Source organism: Pseudonocardia xinjiangensis, assembly GCF_050948425.1.
In the GTDB taxonomy this organism is placed as follows: domain Bacteria; phylum Actinomycetota; class Actinomycetes; order Mycobacteriales; family Pseudonocardiaceae; genus Pseudonocardia; species Pseudonocardia xinjiangensis.
This window is the reverse complement of sequence record NZ_CP192009.1, coordinates 3747650-3765221: the sequence shown is the minus strand read 5'-3', so window position 1 is coordinate 3765221 and position 17572 is coordinate 3747650. Positions and strand designations below refer to the sequence as shown.

The 17572-nt window shown below is 72.4% G+C and carries 14 protein-coding genes; 10 read left to right on the top strand and 4 right to left on the bottom strand.

Annotated elements, in window-relative coordinates:
• Nucleotides 1-286: 286 nt before the first annotated feature.
• The 7 genes from ACQPZA_RS17680 (at nucleotide 287) to ACQPZA_RS17650 (ending at nucleotide 8210) form a co-directional block, all read left to right on the top strand.
• Nucleotides 287-775 carry an NUDIX domain-containing protein gene (locus ACQPZA_RS17680; protein ID WP_433282397.1) on the top strand — a complete coding sequence of 163 codons (489 nt, stop codon included), beginning with the start codon at nucleotides 287-289 and terminating at the stop codon, nucleotides 773-775.
• Nucleotides 772-1728 (top strand): hypothetical protein, encoded by a 957-nt coding sequence (locus tag ACQPZA_RS17675; protein WP_433282395.1) that lies wholly within the window; start codon nucleotides 772-774, stop codon nucleotides 1726-1728. The genes ACQPZA_RS17680 and ACQPZA_RS17675 overlap by 4 nt, the downstream gene beginning before the upstream one ends.
• 973 nt (nucleotides 1729-2701) lie before the next feature.
• Nucleotides 2702-3595, top strand: a complete 894-nt coding sequence (locus ACQPZA_RS17670; RefSeq protein ID WP_169394804.1) for a DUF1611 domain-containing protein — start codon at nucleotides 2702-2704, stop codon at nucleotides 3593-3595.
• On the top strand, nucleotides 3592-4752 hold the full coding sequence (locus tag ACQPZA_RS17665; RefSeq protein ID WP_433282392.1) for a hypothetical protein: 1161 nt from the start codon (nucleotides 3592-3594) through the stop codon (nucleotides 4750-4752). The genes ACQPZA_RS17670 and ACQPZA_RS17665 overlap by 4 nt, the downstream gene beginning before the upstream one ends.
• A 99-nt stretch (nucleotides 4753-4851) precedes the next feature.
• Nucleotides 4852-5811, top strand: coding sequence for a TauD/TfdA family dioxygenase (locus tag ACQPZA_RS17660; RefSeq protein ID WP_433282390.1), 960 nt, complete (start codon nucleotides 4852-4854; stop codon nucleotides 5809-5811).
• A gap of 230 nt (nucleotides 5812-6041) precedes the next feature.
• Nucleotides 6042-6671, top strand: coding sequence for a DUF6875 domain-containing protein (locus ACQPZA_RS17655; RefSeq protein WP_211173875.1), 630 nt, complete (start codon nucleotides 6042-6044; stop codon nucleotides 6669-6671).
• A gap of 15 nt (nucleotides 6672-6686) precedes the next feature.
• On the top strand, nucleotides 6687-8210 hold the full coding sequence (locus tag ACQPZA_RS17650) for a hypothetical protein (protein WP_433282388.1): 1524 nt from the start codon (nucleotides 6687-6689) through the stop codon (nucleotides 8208-8210).
• A 40-nt stretch (nucleotides 8211-8250) separates the two neighbouring features.
• Here the strand turns inward: ACQPZA_RS17650 and ACQPZA_RS17645 are convergent, their stop codons facing one another.
• Genes ACQPZA_RS17645 through ACQPZA_RS17630 form a run of 4 tightly spaced genes read right to left on the bottom strand, consistent with a single transcriptional unit; the run spans nucleotide 8251 to nucleotide 15121 of the window.
• Nucleotides 8251-10383: an FAD binding domain-containing protein gene (locus ACQPZA_RS17645; protein ID WP_433282386.1), complete on the bottom strand. Its 2133-nt coding sequence runs from the start codon at nucleotides 10381-10383 to the stop codon at nucleotides 8251-8253.
• Nucleotides 10384-10390: 7 nt separating this feature from the next.
• Nucleotides 10391-11170 (bottom strand): enoyl-CoA hydratase/isomerase family protein, encoded by a 780-nt coding sequence (locus tag ACQPZA_RS17640; protein ID WP_169394809.1) that lies wholly within the window; start codon nucleotides 11168-11170, stop codon nucleotides 10391-10393.
• The gene (locus ACQPZA_RS17635; RefSeq protein ID WP_433282385.1) at nucleotides 11161-13623 is read right to left on the bottom strand and encodes a xanthine dehydrogenase family protein molybdopterin-binding subunit; all 2463 of its coding nucleotides are present in this window, start codon (nucleotides 13621-13623) and stop codon (nucleotides 11161-11163) included. The genes ACQPZA_RS17640 and ACQPZA_RS17635 overlap by 10 nt, the downstream gene beginning before the upstream one ends.
• Nucleotides 13616-15121: a class I adenylate-forming enzyme family protein gene (locus tag ACQPZA_RS17630; RefSeq protein WP_433282383.1), complete on the bottom strand. Its 1506-nt coding sequence runs from the start codon at nucleotides 15119-15121 to the stop codon at nucleotides 13616-13618. The genes ACQPZA_RS17635 and ACQPZA_RS17630 overlap by 8 nt, the downstream gene beginning before the upstream one ends.
• A gap of 206 nt (nucleotides 15122-15327) precedes the next feature.
• On the opposite strand from ACQPZA_RS17630, the gene ACQPZA_RS17625 reads away from it, so the two are divergent.
• From ACQPZA_RS17625 to ACQPZA_RS17615, 3 genes are all read left to right on the top strand, one after another.
• The gene (locus ACQPZA_RS17625; RefSeq protein WP_433282381.1) at nucleotides 15328-15921 is read left to right on the top strand and encodes a PadR family transcriptional regulator; all 594 of its coding nucleotides are present in this window, start codon (nucleotides 15328-15330) and stop codon (nucleotides 15919-15921) included.
• A gap of 28 nt (nucleotides 15922-15949) precedes the next feature.
• On the top strand, nucleotides 15950-16558 hold the full coding sequence (locus tag ACQPZA_RS17620; RefSeq protein WP_169394812.1) for a sulfite oxidase-like oxidoreductase: 609 nt from the start codon (nucleotides 15950-15952) through the stop codon (nucleotides 16556-16558).
• A gap of 453 nt (nucleotides 16559-17011) precedes the next feature.
• Nucleotides 17012-17500 (top strand): Lsr2 dimerization domain-containing protein, encoded by a 489-nt coding sequence (locus tag ACQPZA_RS17615; RefSeq protein WP_433282379.1) that lies wholly within the window; start codon nucleotides 17012-17014, stop codon nucleotides 17498-17500.
• Nucleotides 17501-17572: the final 72 nt, after the last annotated feature.

Genomic DNA, 17572 nt, shown 5'->3' with positions numbered 1-17572 from the left:
CAACCGTTGCGCCGCCATCACGATTGGTCCGTTTTGCTCCGCTTGGGTGCGCCGTCCGGTCCATCGTCCGGCCGCCGGTCGCGCCAGACCGCCGAGCCGTACGGGGGCAGCTGGCGACACGTCCGGGCCGCGACGGCGCGCGCCGCCCGCTCCGCGGGCAGGCGGTCTGCCATGCTGCGCCGGTGGCGGCTGTGACACGGGCGCCGGGACGGCGCCGGAACCGCGCCACCCCGGCCATAACGGGGACGGCGGCGACCGGGACATCAGCAACCGGGCCGGCAGCGACATGACCGTGCTGAGCGCCGGGCTGCTCCTGTTCCGGCCGGGTGCGGCCGGTGAGGTCGAGGTACTGCTCGGACACATGGGCGGGCCGTACTGGGCCCGCAAGGACGACGCCGCGTGGTCGGTCCCGAAGGGCGAGCACGACCCCGGCGAGGACGCGCAGGCAGCGGCCGAGCGCGAGTTCACCGAGGAGCTCGGTTCCCCGCCTCCGCCCGGCCCGGTGCTGGAGCTGGGCACCGTCCGGCAACGGACCGGGAAGCTGATCACCGTCTTCGCCCGGGAGGGCGACTTCGACGCCGACCACATCACGCCCGGCGTCTTCGAGCTCGAATGGCCGCCACGGTCGGGCACCGTGCGGGAGTTCCCGGAGATCGACCGCGCGGCGTGGTTCGACACCGGCACGGCACGGCGCAAGCTCGTGACGGCCCAGGTGGAGTTCGTCGACCGGCTGCTCGGTGCGCTCTCCCGCGCACCGGGTACGGCACCGTCGTGAGCTCGAGCTGGACCGGCCTCGCCCGCGGAGCGGTCGCCGGCGCCGCCGGCACGACAGCGCGGGGCGCGACCACGTACCTCGGTGGGGCCGTGCGCGGGCGGGCGGCCGGGCCGGAGACGCTCCGCAACCCCTGGGAGCGGACCGGCACGCTCTCCGCGGCGGGTCCGCTGGCCGCCACCGCCACGGGCGTGGCGATCGGCAGCGCGGCGGGCGTGCTGCGTGCTGCCGGGCTGCGACTGCCGACCGTGATCGGAGGCCCTCTGCTGGGACTGGCGGCGATGGCGGCCGCCGGCGGGCCGCTCACCGCATGGCGCATCAGCGACCCCCGCACCTGGAGCACCACCGACTGGGTCGCCGACGTCGTCCCGCACCTCGTCTACGGGGTCGCCACCCACGCCACCCTCGTCGCCGTCTCCCGCGTGGCCGAGAGCCGTGAGCCGGTACCCCCCGGCAGCCCGGCGACGCTCCTGCGGGCCGCCGCGCTGGGCGCGGCCACCGGGTCCCGCAGCACCGCAGGCGTCACCGCGATCGCCCTCACCTCCGGCCGCGACGACCCCGGTGCCGTCGCGGCGCGGCTGGGCAGCCGCGCCGGCACGGTGATCTCCGCGCTGGCCGCCGCAGGCGAGCTCGTGGCCGACAAGCTGCCGGCCACCCCGAGCCGGCTCGCTCTGCCGGGACTGCTGCCCCGGGCCGTGCTGGGTGCCACCTCTGCGGCGGCGATGGCCCGCCGCAACCAGTACGACACGACCCTGCCCGCGCTGGTCGGCCTGGCCTCCGCCGGCGCCGCCGCCGCGCTCGGGGTGCGCCTGCGCGCCGCCGCGGCGCGCCGTTTCGGTTCGGACAAGCCCGGGGCGTTCGCCGAGGACGCGATCGCCACACTGCTCGGCTGGCTCGGTGCCCGCCGCGCCGGGCACCGGGCTGCGCTGATCACCGCCGAACCGCTGGCCCGCTGACCCGCCCCCGCCGCCACCCGGCCGGCGGCATGCTGCGATGCGGTTCCACTGACGCCGCGTGTTCACAGTTGCGGCCGGCGACCCGAATTGCCTAAAGCCGATCTTTTACTTTGTACTTTGTGAATCTTTACCGGCAACCGTATGAACGGCCAGCCAGCCTACCCTTGTCCACCAATCGCCGCCTACTCTCCGCCAACCAGCGGCACGGCAAATGGTGGTCGACCGCCGGACCGCTCGACGGGGGATCATGAAATCCGCCACGCTGAAATGACAACCTTGCACGTCGGTGAAGCAAGCGTACGATGAGAAGGCGTCATCAGGGCGGCCACCGAGGTTCTGTCCTACACTGGCGATGCGCCCTCCGCTCCGGGTTTAAGCCGAATAGACCGGGCCGGATGTCAACTCGGGAAGATCACGACGCCGTTCGTCGGCGGGGAGCAATACAGGTTTCGATTGATCATGATGTCAATCTGGACATTTGTGATTGCGTGCCGAACGCCGGACGAGACGGGGCAGGCGGCGCGTGATCATCCTGCCTAGCTGCGACGACAGCCGTCGACGCGGTCTCGTTTGAGCGGTTAGCGCCCGGTACGAGCCGGACGCCCAGACGAAGGGGATGGTCTGCGGTCGCCACCGGTGATCGATGACGAGCACACCCATCCGGGAGAGAAAATGCACGAAACGATCTCGGTCGCCGGCGGGGGCCGGCAACGAGATCATCGACACACTCGATTCTTTGCGCGCCTGCCGAGCTTCCGGCCGCGGGCGCTACGGGTGATGTTGCAAGCAGTGTGAAACGACCATACGTGAGCGCGGAGATCCGATCGAGAACCTGCGCGAGGGGCCAGTGATGCAACAGTTTGTGGATGCCAAGTGGAGCTATGTCACCCGCGGGGTGATTGATCGCGGAACGGTCACGCTGGGGAGTCTTGACCGGGAACCGCGGTTGGGTGATCTCGTCGGAGCCAGGGTCGTGAGCGTGGGGGCCCACGACCATCTGGAGGACACGCACGGCCGGCAGGTCCGGCTGTATCCGGGGGACGTCGTCGCGGGTGCGTTCGGTAATCGGTACGCCACCGACTACTACGAGGGGTACCTGCCGACGGGGACCGTGGCGCACATGTTGACCGCGGGAGGCGTGGTCGGGCAGGTGGCCTCGGCGCACGCGCGGCGGGCGGAGCCCACCGTGCTGGAGGTGCTGGGGTTGCTGGCCGACCCGGCCGGCCGGCCGTTGTCGCTGGACGGATACGCGATGCCGGCGCCGGCGCCGGGCCGGCCCGAGTTGGGCACCTACGTGGTGGTCGGCTCGTCGATGGGGGCGGGCAAGACCACGACGGCATCGGCGCTGGTGCGCGGATGGTCGAGCGCCGGGTTACGCGTCGGGGCGGGCAAGGTCACCGGGTCCGGGAGCGGGAAGGACCGGTGGATGTACCAGGACGCGGGGGCGTCCGAGATCGTGGACTTCCTGGACTTCGGGATGCCCTCGACGTTCGGCTACCCGCCGCAGCGGTTGCACGCCACCATGGTCGGGATCCGCGACGCGCTGGTCGAGCGCGGCGCGTCGGTTGTGGTCCTGGAGATCGCCGACGGCCTGCTGCAGGAGGAGACCCGGGGACTGGCCGCCGGTCTGGCGGGATTCGCCGACGGGGTCGTGCTCGCGGTGGCCGATGCGCTCAGTGCCGTCGCCGGCGTCGGGATCATGGCGGATCTGGGCACCCCGGTGCGGGCGGTGAGCGGGCTGTTGACCGCGAGCCCGCTGGCGTCCCGGGAAGCCGAGGCGGCGACCGGGCTTCCGGTGCTGTCGCCCGCCGAGCTGATCGCCGGCGGTGCGCTCGAACTGCTGAGCGGCGTGGCGGTTCCCGCGTGACCCGCGCCGCTGTCTACCTCCCCGACCCGCCCGGCTGGTCAGCCGGGCCGGGCCGGCTCGGGGAGGTCGAACTGGACGTCCTCGAGGTCGGGCCGGCGCACGTGGTACTGCCCGAGGTGACGGTCCGCGACGAGCGGGGCGGGGCACTGTTCACCGGCGAGGGGCTGGTCTTCGACCCCTCCGCCGGCGGTGGTCCCGTTGCCGGCGCGGCGGCCGACCGGGCAGCACGGGCGTTCGGGGTGGTCAACGCGGCGTTCCACGCCCAGCGGGCGCTGCGCTACGTCAGCGGGCTGCTGGGGCATCCTCTGCCGCGGCTGCTGGTCCGCATCGGGATCCACGAGCAGACGCGCCGATGGCGTGGCGGGCACTACCGGCTGCCCGGGCAGGGGCTGGGAGCCGACCCGGACGCGGCCAGCCCGGACGGCGAGGTGCATCTGAGCGGTGGCGCCGGGTTCGTCGTCACCCCCGGCACCGCGCCGTACTTCTGCGCGCCGGCACACAACGCGGCCATCATCTGTCACGAGGTCGGCCACCACGTGTGCCGTCACACCGCGGACTTCCGGCTCAACCGGCTGCGCCCGCCAGGGCAGCAGACGAACAAGAAGACCGCACTGGACGAAGGCACCTCCGATGTGATCACGGCGATGCTGCTGGGCACCCCCGACATCTACGGCTGGCACCGCCACGCCGTGCCGGAGACCGAGCAACGGCGCCGCAAGCTCGATCCCCGCTGGACGATGGCCCACTTCCAGGGTGGCCCGCACAGCGATCCCCACGCCGACGGCACCGTCTGGGCGTCCGCGTGCTGGAGCGCACGCAGGCGCGTCATCGACGCAGGCGCCGACCCCGCACGCTTCGACACCTTGCTGCTCCGCGGGCTGGAGCTGGCCGGACGGCACAACCCCGCGGGCTTCATCGGCGATGCCCTCCGCGAACGGCGGCACTTCTCCCGGCTGATGGCCGCGATGGCCGAAGCCGACCCCGCACTCGCCCCCGACGTGCTGGCCGCCATGGCCGGGCACGGGATCCACCTCGGTGTCAGCAACAACGACCTCTCCCTGAGCGCCCGAGCGCGCCTGAGCCGACAGGAGCCACCCAGCACCTCGCCGACGCCCCGGAGTCCGGCGATCGCCTACTCGACCTCTCCTTCTCGATGAGACCAGCCCGTCGGCACAGCAGGCGGGAATCGAAACGAATGTGAGCCGATCCGGCAGATGACCGTGGCTGCCGGACTCGAGGGTTCGGAGGTATCGCAGATGACGACGACCGCATCGTTCACCAGCATCGTGCGGCTGGAGACGGACGGGGCACGAGCGTGGTGGCCGACGGAGAAGGACGCCGTCAGGGCCGCTCTCGCCGACCACTACGGAGCTGATGTCCCCGGCGAGGCGCTGGCTCCTCCGCACGACCCCGTCGCCCTACGGGAGCGACTACGGGAGGTCGCGCCCCGACTGACGGCACTCACCGACCGCATCCGCTCGGCGTTCGACGACGACGAGGCCTGTGCGGTGCTGCTGGAGGAGGTCGGCCTGCGCGACCTGGGGATCGACGACAAACGCAAGGCCGTCTTCGCACTGGCCGTGCTGCTCGGCGACCCGACCGCGAACATACCGTTCGACCACGTCCTGTGGGACGTCCAGAACCGCGGAGACGAGTCGTCGGGCCATACGAGCTTCTCGGAGAACGACCTCAAGGCCGGCTACCACACGGACAACGGGGCCCTGCCCATTCCGGAGCGCTTCTTCTTCCTGTACGCCGTGCGCGCCGCCCAGTGCGGCGGCGGGGTGTCCTTGCTCCGCGACGGGCGCGTCGTCAGAAACCAGCTCGAGGAAACCCCGGAAGGTCGCGATGCGGTGCGCCTACTAACCGAGACGCCGTTGCCCAGACGCATTCCGGAAGCGTTCAAGAAGTACGCAAGCATTTCTTCGGATGGCTACCTCTACGCGCCGGTGCTCGCCGAGAAACCCATGTGGCGCTGGCGGAAGAACGGGATTCGGAAGGGTATCAAAGCCCATCCCGAATACCAGAGGCCGGAGGTGTTCCAGGCGGTGGACACGGTGACCAGGCACCTCGAGGAAGGTCCCGGGGAGATCCAGCAGGTCATTCCCACCGACGGGATGATGATTTTTGACAACCACGTCGCGCTGCACGGGCGCACCGCGTTCACCGATCCGGAACGCCATCTCCTGCGCCTGCGCTTCCACGAGGCGACCTGAGCCCAGACCCCGCAGGCCACGCCCCAGCCGGCCCAGACCCCGCCAGCTCAGACCCCATCCGGTCCAGACCGATCAGCCGGGCCACAACCGACCGCACGTCCCGACTCCCAGCCGCGCCGATAGCGCGTCCACAGGGAGGTCGGCGCATTGCAAGATTGGAAGAGTCGTATGAACAGTTCCGCACGGGCCGACGTGCTCGCGATATCGTCTGTCCCGGTGGCGGGCACGCCATGACGGACGAGACGATTTCCGACGAGCACCACCGGCAAGTAGACACCTGGCTGCGGGAGTACGTGTCCGTCGGCGACCGGCGAGTCGGCCGGTCCGGACCGGTGTGCCCGTTCATCCCGCGCACGCTCGCTCAGCACGCGCTGGAGAGCATCATGCGACACGACATCCACGGATCCAGTGAGTCGGAACTGGCCGAGCAGCTCCGGGCGGAGATCATCGAGTTCGGCAAGGCCGGTCGCCCGTCGCAGAGCAGTGGGGTGGTGCTCGACAGCCGGCTGATCGTCATGCCCTGCATGGGCCCCGACGGCTGGAAGCGCCTCGATGCGGTGTACGACAACACCCTGAAGGACTTCGCCGTGGAGTCGGGCCTGATGATCGGGCAGTTCCATCCCCACTGCGACGAGAGAGCAGTGCGCAACCCGGACTTCCGCGTCTCCGTCGCCCCGGTCGCCATGCTCGCCATCCGGCACATGGCGCCGCACGACATCCTCTTCCTGCATCATTCCGCGAAGTGGTTCAAGGAATACAACGCACGCTTCCGGTCGCACTTCCAGCGCGGCCGGATCCGCGACTCGCTCCTCCTCTCGCTGTACTACAGAGGATGCGAACGTCATGGTCTGCCGGCGTAGTCGGGAGCGCTGACCGTGACCTCGCCAACAGGCGATCTCCGTACCGCCGCCCCCCTCGCCGCGGCAGAAGCTCGTGGCAGCGCAGGCAGCGAGCTTCTCGACCTCCGGGTCCAGGACACGTGGGATGCACTTCCCGCCGAGTTCCGCGGCGAGTTCCTCACCCGCCGGATGACGACGCCGACCGGATGGGGGTCCTACCCGCGCCAGGAGTCCGACGGCAGGCGCTGGGAACCACTCCGGCCGGTCATCATCGGGGAGGGGGCCTACCGGGGGCTCGAGTCGCTCGCGGCCCGGCTGTTGCACCTGGCCGTGGACGCGTGCCGGCGCCGGGCCTCGACGCTGGGCGAGCTGCGCCAGGTACTCCGCTTCCCCCATGAGCTCCCGCTGATGGACCAGGACCGCCCGCTGGTGGCGGCGGAGCTCACCCGGTACGCCCGTCCCGACATCCTGATCGAGAACGGGCGGCCCCGTCTCCTCGAGTTCAACAACAGCACCCGGCTCGGTGGCGCCATGGTGACGCCCCGCCTCGCGGACGCCTACGCGCGGCTGTGCCCGGCGAGCGGTCTCCACCCGCCGCCCTCCACCGTGCCCACGCGTTCCGCGGCACTGCTGCGCACCCTCCGGGCCCAGGTGGCGCCCGACAACGACAGAACCGGCCGGGTGCTCATGCCGGTGTACCGGGCGCTCGACAACGCCGGGGTGGTCCAGCGCTACGGGACGGCCAAGCCGGCCATCCTGGCCGACGCCCGGCGAGCGGGAATCGAGGTGGTCGAGGCCGATCTCGCCGACCTGCGCCTCGACGGCGCCGACCGGCTGCTCGCCGGCGATGCGCCGGTCGACCTCGTGCTGCTGCACTGGGGCGGGAACCGCATCGTGGAGGACGGCGGCGGCCTCGCCGTCCTGCGTGCCGCCGACCGGGCCCGCACCATCGCGCTGTTCCCGCGCACGGAGTCGGCTCTCATCTCCTCGAAGGCGGTGCTGGCCTGGCTGCACGAGGACTGTGACGCCGGCGTGCTCACCCCGGCCGACCGCGCGCTGGTGCGCACCCACGTTCCGTGGACCGCATGCCTCGGCCTGGACGACGATGCGGCCGTGCCCGCGGCGCTGCTGAGCCGGATCACCGCTGACCGGGACCGGCTGGTGGCGAAGCCCGCCGTCGGCAAGTCCGGGAACAACGTGTTCTTCGGAAGCCAGAGCTCGGAGCAGGACTGGTCCGCCGTCATCGAGGCCGCTCGCGAGGCGCCGGTGGTCCTGCAGCACCGCATCGGATCGGATCGGATCACGATGCCGTTCCGCGACCAGGACTCCGGGGAGCAGGTCACCGGGCGGGTGCCGTTCGTGCTCGGCCCGTACATGATCGACGGTGCCGCGGCCAGCATCGCGGTCCGTCACATGGGTCCGGGCGTTCCGGCCGGGGACGTGGTGATCAGTGCGATCCGGGGCGCGTGCCAGAGCACGGCTCTGCTTGCCCCGGAGCCACCCGGACCCGGCGGCTGGTTCGCCGAGGCCGGCGGGATCGACGAGCTCGACGCCGGCTAGACCCGGGGAGGCGGAGTCGGCCGGCGGCGAGCCGGCCGGCTCAGCGCCTCCGTACCGTCGACACGCGGCGGCGCACCGCGTCGAGGAGCGCGCCGATCGCGAGCCGCAGCGGGGACGGGCCGCGGCGCGCGGGTGCCTCCCGTCCGGCAGCGGCGGCGTCGACGGCCGTGGCGAACTGCTCGAACAACCGTCTGCTGACGTCCCCGGCGAGCGCGCGCCCGAACTGCGCGATGCGGCCCGACAGGTAGAGGTCGGCGTCCGCGCGCAGGACGCTGCCGCCGCCCGGCGCCGGCTCGGCGCGCAGCCGGATGTCGGCCTGGGTCGCGCTGCCGCCCGCATCGGAACCCTGGCCGATCATCCGGAGCCGGTGGCCATCCGCGTCGCGCTCGACGATCTGGGCGAGCCCGGCGAACGAGAGCTTCACCGGCCCGAGCGCCACGCCGGCGGTGCCGCGGTACCGGTCGCCGCCCAGTGCCTCGGTGAGCGCGGCGCCGGGAAGGCAGGCGACCATGCGCTCGACGTCGTCGAGCACCGCCCACACGGCGTCGACGGGAGCGCCGAGCGCGCTGGTCACCTCGACCGTCGCGGACGGGGATCCGGCCGGGACGGTGAGATCGGCCCCGCCGGCGAGGCTGCTGTCGACGCCGCGCGTGCTCTCCGGAGCGCCGGCACCCGACTGCTCGGTGTGCCCCTGGCCGGACCCTCCGCTGCGCCCCATCAGCACGCGGGGCTCGCAGTTCAGCGGCGCGGGCACACCGCCGGGATGGGCGGCGGCGACGTCCGCCACGGCGGCCAGGATGCCGCGGTAGCCGGTGCAGCGGCACAGTACTCCCGACATCTGCTCGGGCAGGTCCTCACGCGTGACGGCGCCGGGCCCGGCCAGCAGGTCGTAGGAGCTCATGAGCATCCCCGGGGTGCAGAAGCCGCACTGGAGTGCGTGGTGCGCGGAGAACGCCTGCTGCAGCGGGTGCTGCTCCTCGGGCCTGCCGAGCCCTTCGACGGTGACGATCTCGGTTCCCTCGCACTGCACGGCGAACAGCAGGCACGCCCGCGCCGCTGAGCCGTCGACGAGGACGGTGCACATCCCGCACACCCCGTGCTCGCAGCCCAGATGGGTGCCGGTGAGGCCGACGTGCTCACGCAGCGCGTCGGCGAGGTGCATCCGCGGCGGCACGCGCACGGTGGCCTCGCTCCCGTTCACGCGGAACGTGACGGCCACCCGCTCCTGGGCAGGCACCCGCGCCCGGGCCCGCTCGGGCGGCCGCGCCGGGTTCCGGTTCGGCTCCCGGATCGCCGGCTCCCGGTGGGGGGCGGCGTCGGCGGCGGTGCGGTGGGCACGGGCCAGCTCGCGGGCGGCCAGCACCGCCAGGAGCCGGCGGCGGTAGCCCGGGGAGCCGTGCGCGTCGCCCGCGGTGTCGACCATGTCGGCGGCGAGCCCGGCCGTCGCCTCGCGCAGGAGCCGCTCGGCCCCCTCGGTCGTCCGCACGAGGTCGGTGACGTCGCGGGTCACCGGCCGGTCGGACACCCCGAAGGCGGTGAGCCGGGCGGCGAGCACCGCGCCGTCCGGACCACGGCGGACCCGCGTGACCACCCCGGCCAGCGCGAAGTCGCCGTGCCGGCGCGCGATCTCGGCGAAACCGTGGCCCTCCCCCGCCCCCGCCACCGGGAACCGGGCCGCGACCAGCACCTCGTCGGGCGCCACCGTGGTGGTCATCGCTCCGGTGAAGAACTCTTCGGCCGCGACGGTGCGGCGGCCGCGGGGGCCGGCGACCTCCAGCTCGGCGTCGAGGCAGCAGGCCACCGCGGGGAGCTCCGCGGCCGGGTCGGCGTGGGCGAGGCTGCCGCACACGGTGCCGCGGCTGCGCAGCTCCCGGTGCCCGACGAAGGGCAGCGCCATCCCGAGCAGCGGCACGGCCCGGGCCTGGTCGGCTTGCTCCACGGCGCGCTGGCGGACCGCGGCCCCCACGTGGAGGGCACCGCCGTCGACGTCGAGCCGGTCGAGCCCGCGGGCCGCGGTGATGTCGACGAGCGTCGCGGGCCGGCCCAGGCGCATCGCGAGCACCGGCACCAGCGACTGGCCGCCGGCGAGCACCTTGGCGTCGTCGCCCGCGAGCTCGGCGAGCACGTCGTCGAGACTCCCCGGGCGCACGTAGGCGAAGGGTGCCGGTTTCATGAGCGCCTCACCGTCCGGTGAACTCCGGCTTGCGCTTCTCGGTGAACGCGGCGACGCCCTCGGCGAAGTCGTGCGTGGCGCGCAGCATCGCGTAGGCCTTCCGCTCCAGCTCGATGCCGGTGTAGAGCGGCCCGTCGGCGCCCTTGTCGAGCACCTCCTTCGCCGTGCGCTGGGCCGCCGGTGAGAAGGCGGCCATCCGCGCCGCGAGCTCGTCGGCGGCCGCGTACAGCGCCTCCCGGTCGTCGTAGAGGCCGGCGACGATCCCCCAGTCCAGCGCCTGCGCGGCCTGGATCCGGGTGGCCGTCATGATGTGGAACTTCGCCCGCGACAGCCCGATCAGCCGGGCGAGCCGCTGGGTGCCGCCCGATCCCGGGATCATGCCGAGGTTCATCTCGGGCAGGGCGAACTGGCTGCGCGGGGTGGCGAGGCGGATGTCGCAGGACAACGCCATCTCCAGCCCGACGCCGAAGCAGTACCCGTCGACCGCGGCGATCACGGGTTTCGGGCTCCGCGCCGCTGCGGTGACGTTGTGGCCGAGATCGGTGAAGTCGATCGGGTCCACCTCCATGAACCCCGCGATGTCACCGCCGGAGGTGAAGTGCTCACCGTCGGACCGCACCACGACCACCCGCACGTCCGGGTCGGCGTCGAGGACGGCGAACCGCTCCGCCACGAGCTGGCGCATCTCCCACGTGATCACGGTGTAGGGCCCGTTGGAGAGCGTCAGGTACGCGACGCGCCCGTCGTGCCCGCGCTCCAGCAGGACCTCTCCGCCGGTCAACGCCATGGTGGGTTCTCCTTCTCGTTCTTCTCCAACAGCTGGTGCAGCACCTCGCCGTGCAACGGCAGCCGGGTGATCCCGACGCCGGACGGCGCGAGCGCGTCGGCCACGGCGTTGGCGAACGCGACCGGGAAGCTCATCGAGGACCCCTCACCACACCCCTTCGCCCCGAGCGGGGTGAGCGGTGAGGGGCTGACGACGTGGTCGGTGCGCAGGTCGTAGCCGGTCTCGGCGCTGGTGGGGCAGAGGTAGTCGAGGAAGGTCGCCGACGTCGGCTGCCCGGAGGGGGCGTAGGTGAACTCCTCGTACGCGGCGCCGCCGAGGGCGTGCACCAGCGCGCCGTGCACCTGGCCGTCGAGGAGCTGCTGGTTGAGCACGGTCCCGGCGTCGTGGACGGAGGAGACGCGGTCGATCGCGATCTCCAGGGTGTCCGGGTCGATCCGCACGGCGACGATCTCGGCGACGAACCCGTAGCAGAGCGAGGAGTTGATCCGGTCGTCCCGGGTGGCCGCGCTGGTCTCCCGGGGGGCGAACGCCGCCTCCTCGTAGAGCCGTGCGGAGGTGCCGGGCGGCAGCGACGCCGGGTCCCAGTGCACCACCCCCGCGGCGTGCCGGAACAGCACGCTCGGCCCGGAGGGGTGCGCGACGGTGCCGTCCACGAGACGCAGCTCGTCGGCGGGCACGTCGAGCATCACCGACGCCGCGGCGCGCAACGTCGCCGCGATCCGGTCGGCCGCCTGCACCACCGCGCTGGTGACGAGCGGCGCGAAGCGCGACGAGTAGCTCCCCGACGTCACCGTCCACGGTGTGGTGGCGGTGTCCATGTCGACGACCACGCGTACCTGCTCGACGGGCAGCCCGAGCCGGTCGGCGGCCACCTGGCGCGCCACGGTGGCGTGGCCCTGCCCCTGGGGCACCGAGCCGAGCAGCACCGTGACGATCCCCTGCACGTCCACGGAGATCCGCACGTGCTCGGTGGACCCGGACTTGTCCCGGCCCGGCCTGCGTTGCTCGGCGGGGGTGGCGAGCCCGACGTAGCCGATGTTCGTGCCGGAGGGATCGACGACGAGCCCGACGCCGATGCCGTAGTGCACCCCCTCGGCCCGGGCCGCGGCCTGCCGTTCCCGCAGTTCGCCGAGGTCGGCGCTCCGGACGGCGAGGTCGAGGGCGGCTGTGTAGTCACCGGAGTCGTAGCAGCCGCCGGTGGGCGTCTCGTGCGGGAAGGCCTCGACGAGGTTGCGGCGCCGGACCTCAACGACGTCGAGCCCCGTCGCGCCGGCCACGGCGTCCATCAGCCGTTCCAGGCCGAAGTACAGCTGCTGGCCGCCGAAGCCGCGGTTGAGCCCGGTCGGCATCGAGTTGGTGACCACCGCGCGCGCCCTGATCTCGACCGCACCGATCCGGTACGGCCCGGTGATGTTGCCGTAGCAGCGGTAGAGCGTGGACGGCTCCGGCGGGCGCAGGTAGGCGCCGACGTTGTCGACCAGGTCGACCCGCAGCGCCGTCACCTCACCGGACGCGGTCACGGCCGCCGCGAAGCGCATCACGCGGTCCGCGCCCGACGAGCTGGCCAGCAGGTGCTCGACGCGGTCCTCGGTCCAGCGCACCGGCGTGCCCGAGTGCTTCGAGGCCAGCGCCATCAGCACCACGTAGGGGTAGATCCCGGCCTTGATGCCGAAGCTGCCCCCGATGTCGGCCGGGACGTGCAGCCGCACCGCCGACGTCGGGAGGCCCAGCGCGCCTGCCATCACCGGGACCATGGTGAACGGCCCGTGGAAGTTGGCCCACGCCTCGACGCCGGGCCCGCTGTCGGTGCGCTGCCAGTTCGCGATGACGCTGTAGCACTCCATCGGCACCGACGAGTAGCGCGGGAAGTCGTACTCGCCCTCCACCACGTGCCCGCCGTCGCGCTCGGCGGTGGCGAACGCGTCCTGCACCGGGCCGAACCGGAAGGTCCGGTCGGTCGCCACGTTCGAGCCCGCCTCCTCGTGCAGCAGCGGCGCGCCGGGCGCCAGCGCCGCGCGGGCGCCGACCACCACGTCGAGCGGCTCGTAGTCCACCCGCACCAGCTCCGCGGCGTCCTCGGCGGTGAACCGGTCCGTGGCGACGACGACGGCGATCGGCTCCCCGACGAAGCGCACCTTGTCGACCCCGGTCGGGTAGTAGGGCATCGCGGTGCCGGTGGACAGGGGGAACGGCCGCAGCGCGGCGCGCACCTCGTCGGGCCCGACCACCGCCGCGACGCCGGGGTAGGACCGCGCCCGGGACAGGTCGACGGACCGCAGCCGGGCGTGCGGCTGCGTCGAGCGCACCACCGCGGCCACGAGCGTGCCGGGCAGGGGGTCCATGTCGTCGAGGAACCGGCCCTGCCCCGCGACCAGCGGACCGTCCTCGATGCGCGCCGGTGCCCACCGGACCGCCGGCTCCGTGACCACTTCTTCGATCACTGCCTCAGACATCGGCCAGCGCCTCGAACTCGCCGGCGACCAGCGTGCGCCGCAGGGTCTTGCCCACCCCGGAGCGGGGGATCGCCTCGACGGCGATGACCCGTTTCGGGCGCTTCAGCGACGGCAGCACCGCCCGGGCGTGGGCGACGGTCTCCGCAACCGCCGTGGCGGGGACGATCCCCTGCGCCGGCACCACGAACGCCGTGACCGCGTGCCCCCACCGCTCGTCGGGGAGGCCGACCACGCACACGTCGACGACGGCGGCACAGCGCGCGAGCGCCGCCTCGATCTCGTCGGGGTAGATGTTCTCGCCGCCTGAGTTGATCATGTCGTCGACCCGGCCGGACACCCAGAGGTCGCCGTCGTCGTCGGTGGTCGCCAGGTCGCCGGTGTAGTACCAGCCGTCGCGGATCGCCTTCTCGTCCGCGTCGGGCCGGTGCCAGTACCCCGCGAACGCCTCCGGGCTCCCCATCGAGACGATCACCTGCCCCTGCTCCCCCGGTCCGACCAGCGCGTCCGGCGGCGCGCCGACCTCCGGGGCGACCAGCCGGACCTGCGAGAAGATCCCGGCGCGGCCGGCCGAGCCGGGCTTCGCGGCCACGTCCGGCCCGACGGTGAACGTGTAGATCTCGGTGCTGCCGAAGTGGTTGACGAACGCCGTGGGCGCCACGGCCGCCACGAGCTGCTCGGCCAGCGTGGGTGTCATCGCCGCGCCCGCGTAGCTGAGCCGGTCCAGGGTCGCCACCTCGCCGAGTCGCCCGCTGTGCAGCAGCGACCAGTAGATCGTGGGCACGAGGTACAGCGAGGTGACGTTCTCCGCACGCATCAGCTCCAGCGACGACTCCACGTCGAACTCGGGCTGGGCGACCCACGTCCCCCCGACGACGATGCTGGCCAGCAGGGTACGCAGGCCCATGGTGTGGAACATCGGCATCACGCCGAGCACCACCTCGCCCTGGCGCTGCTGGGTCTGGATCGCGTGCGCCACGGCGGCGCTGTGCTCCGCCCGGTGGGTGCGCGGCACGCCTTTCGGCCGTCCGGTGGTGCCGGAGGTGTAGAGCATCACGCTCACCTCGCCCTCCGGGACGGGCGGCAGCGCCCCGTCCGGTTCGTCGGCGCCGCGGGCGTCGATCTCGGCCACGTCGCGGACGGGGACCCCACCCGCGACGCCGGCCGCCCGCTCCGCCGTGGCCGGGTCGGTGACCAGCAGCGTCGCGGCGGCGTCGCCGAGGCAGTACCCCAGCTCGTCGGGGCCGAACCGGGTGGACAGCGGCACCGACACCGCGCCGAGCTTCTGCGCGGCCAGGTGCAGGCTCGCCAGCGGCTCCCCGCCGGTGAGCGAGAGGGCGACGCGGTCGCCGGGCCGCACGCCCTCGGCCTCCAGTGCCCTGGCGAGCTGGTTGGTGCGGGCGTCCCACTGCCGGTAGGTGAGGTGCCGCCCGGCGCCGCCGACCGCACGACGCCCGGGATGGCGCTGTGCCGCCCAACCCAGAGTGGTCGCCAGGTCCATGACCCTCCCTCATCACACGGTCCGGCTCGGACCGTACTGAGGAGATGTTCGCCCGGCAACCCGGACGGCCGCGCGGCGTCGTGGCGGACGTCCGGGGTCGGCTGCCGGCGCCCGCAGGCCGTCGCGGATGTCGCAAACGGTGCCGGAGGGACACCGACCGGCAAGACCGGACGGTCCTACCCGGATGGTTCGCTAGGATCCGGACCGTGTCCACGGTCCGGCTGTCCCCGACGTCCTACGTCGTGCTGGGGATGATCGCGCTACGTGGGCCTTCCACGCCGTACGACCTCAAGCGGGCCGTGGGGCACTCGGTCGGCTACTTCTGGAACTTCCCCCACGCGCAGCTGTACTCCGAGCCGGAACGCCTCGCCGCCGCCGGGCTGCTCGCACTGTCGGTCGAGGACAGCGGGCGGCGGCGCCGGACCTACTCCCTCACCGACAGCGGGCGGGACGCGCTGCGGGCCTGGCTCGCCTCGCCCACCGACGAGCACTTCCAGATGCGCGACATCGCCGAGCTCAAGCTGTTCTTCAACGAGGTGGGCGAGCCGGGCAACGTCCCGACCCTGGCCACCGAGCAGATCAAGCAGCACCAGGAGCGCATCGCGGTCTACGAGGCGATGGTGGAGCGGTTCGGGGGCGATCCCGCGAGCCGCCCGCGGATGATCACCCTGGAACTGGGCCTCGAGATGGAGTACGCCGCGCTACGGTTCTGGACGGCGCTCGCGGAGGGCGACCTCGACCGCCTGCGCCGGGCACGGGAGAGGTCGACCGCCACTCCGGGCGCCCCCACGTCGGAATGAAACGGGCTCCCGGAGGACTTATCCCACCATGGCGGGCATCACACGAGGATTCTTCGGGCGTCGCGGCGAACGCGACCCCCGGCTCCCCCCTGGCCAGTACGACGCGCGCGACCAGTGGCCGGTGCTGCACGCCGAAGCCACCCCGCGGATCTCCACCGACACGTGGACCTTCACCGTCGAGGGGTTGGTCGAGCACGAGGTGAGCTGGACGTGGGACGAGATCCACGCCCTCCCCCGCTCCCGCTACGACGGTGCCATCCATTGCGTCACCACCTGGTCCAAGTTCGACATGACCTTCGACGGCATCTCCGTCGACACCCTGCTCGAGGCGGCGCGCCCGCTGCCGAGCGCCACGCATGTGATGGCCGTGTCGCACACGGGCTACACCACGAACCTGCCGCTGGCCGACATCACCGACGGCAAGGCCTGGGTGGTCTGGGACGCCGACGGGTCTCCTCTGACCGTCGAGCACGGCGGTCCCGCGCGGCTGCTGGTGCCGCACCTGTACTTCTGGAAGAGCGCGAAGTGGGTGTCGGGCCTGCGCCTGATGGACCACGACGAACCGGGGTTCTGGGAGCGCAACGGCTACCACGACCGGGGCGACCCCTGGGCCGAGCAGCGCTACCAGGGCGACTGACGACCCCTTCCCGGCAGGGACGACACGGGCGGGGCGGGGTGAGGCCGGACCGGGCGGCCGGCCGCGGCATTCACCCTGCCCTCGAAATCAGATATCCAGCGGATATTATCTCGCCGATATTGAAGCAAACTCGAAATACGTAACCCGCCCGTCGCGCCTCCGGCGGACCGCTCGCCGCACGTCGCAGGAGCGGCCCATCCGGCCGACTCGCCGACTCACCTCATGGATCCTCACAGGCAGGTGGCCTGCCACCGTCGATGTGAGTTTTTCGAAGTTTCCCCCTGCATCTTTGGCCGATCGACTGACCATTGTCGTCGACAAACACATCATTCCGGAGTGTCGCAGGCGAATGAGTTGCGCTAATCCGACCGGGTGCCCTACGGTGTCTTTCATCTTCTGACAGCCCCCGGTCAAGATCCATTCTTCCATCCCCTGAACGGAGAGGGCATCCCCATGGGCACCCGCATGCAGTTCGTCGACGACGTCTCTGGCGAAGAAATCCCGGCAGAGGGTGCCCAGGTCACGTTCGCCTTCCAGGGCACGACCTACGAAATCGATCTCGGCGAGGAGAACCGAGCAGCGATCAGCGCCGATTTCGAGAAGTGGATCACGTTCGCCCGGATCGTCCGGCCCGGGCCGGTGGCGGCGCGGCGCAGGAACGGCGCAGGCAGGCCCACCTCCGCACCGACCGGTACCGCCGGCAAGATCACGGCGGCGAACGACGAGAACGCCATGGCCCGTGCGTGGTTCAAGAGCACAGGCGGCGAGATCGGTATTCGCGGCCGTCTCCCCTCCCACGTGCTGGCCGGGTACCGCGAGGGCGTTGCACGAGGCCAGATCCCCGCCGAGTTCCTCGTGTCGGACTCCGCGGCCGCCGGGCCGGACCTCGAAGCCGACGAGCCCGCGGACGACACTCAGGCTGCCGTCGGGGCGATGGCCTGACCGCACCTTCAGCCCTTCCCCGAGCCCGTTCACGCGGATGGCGACCGGCCCCGGCGCCGGCGCGTGACCAAC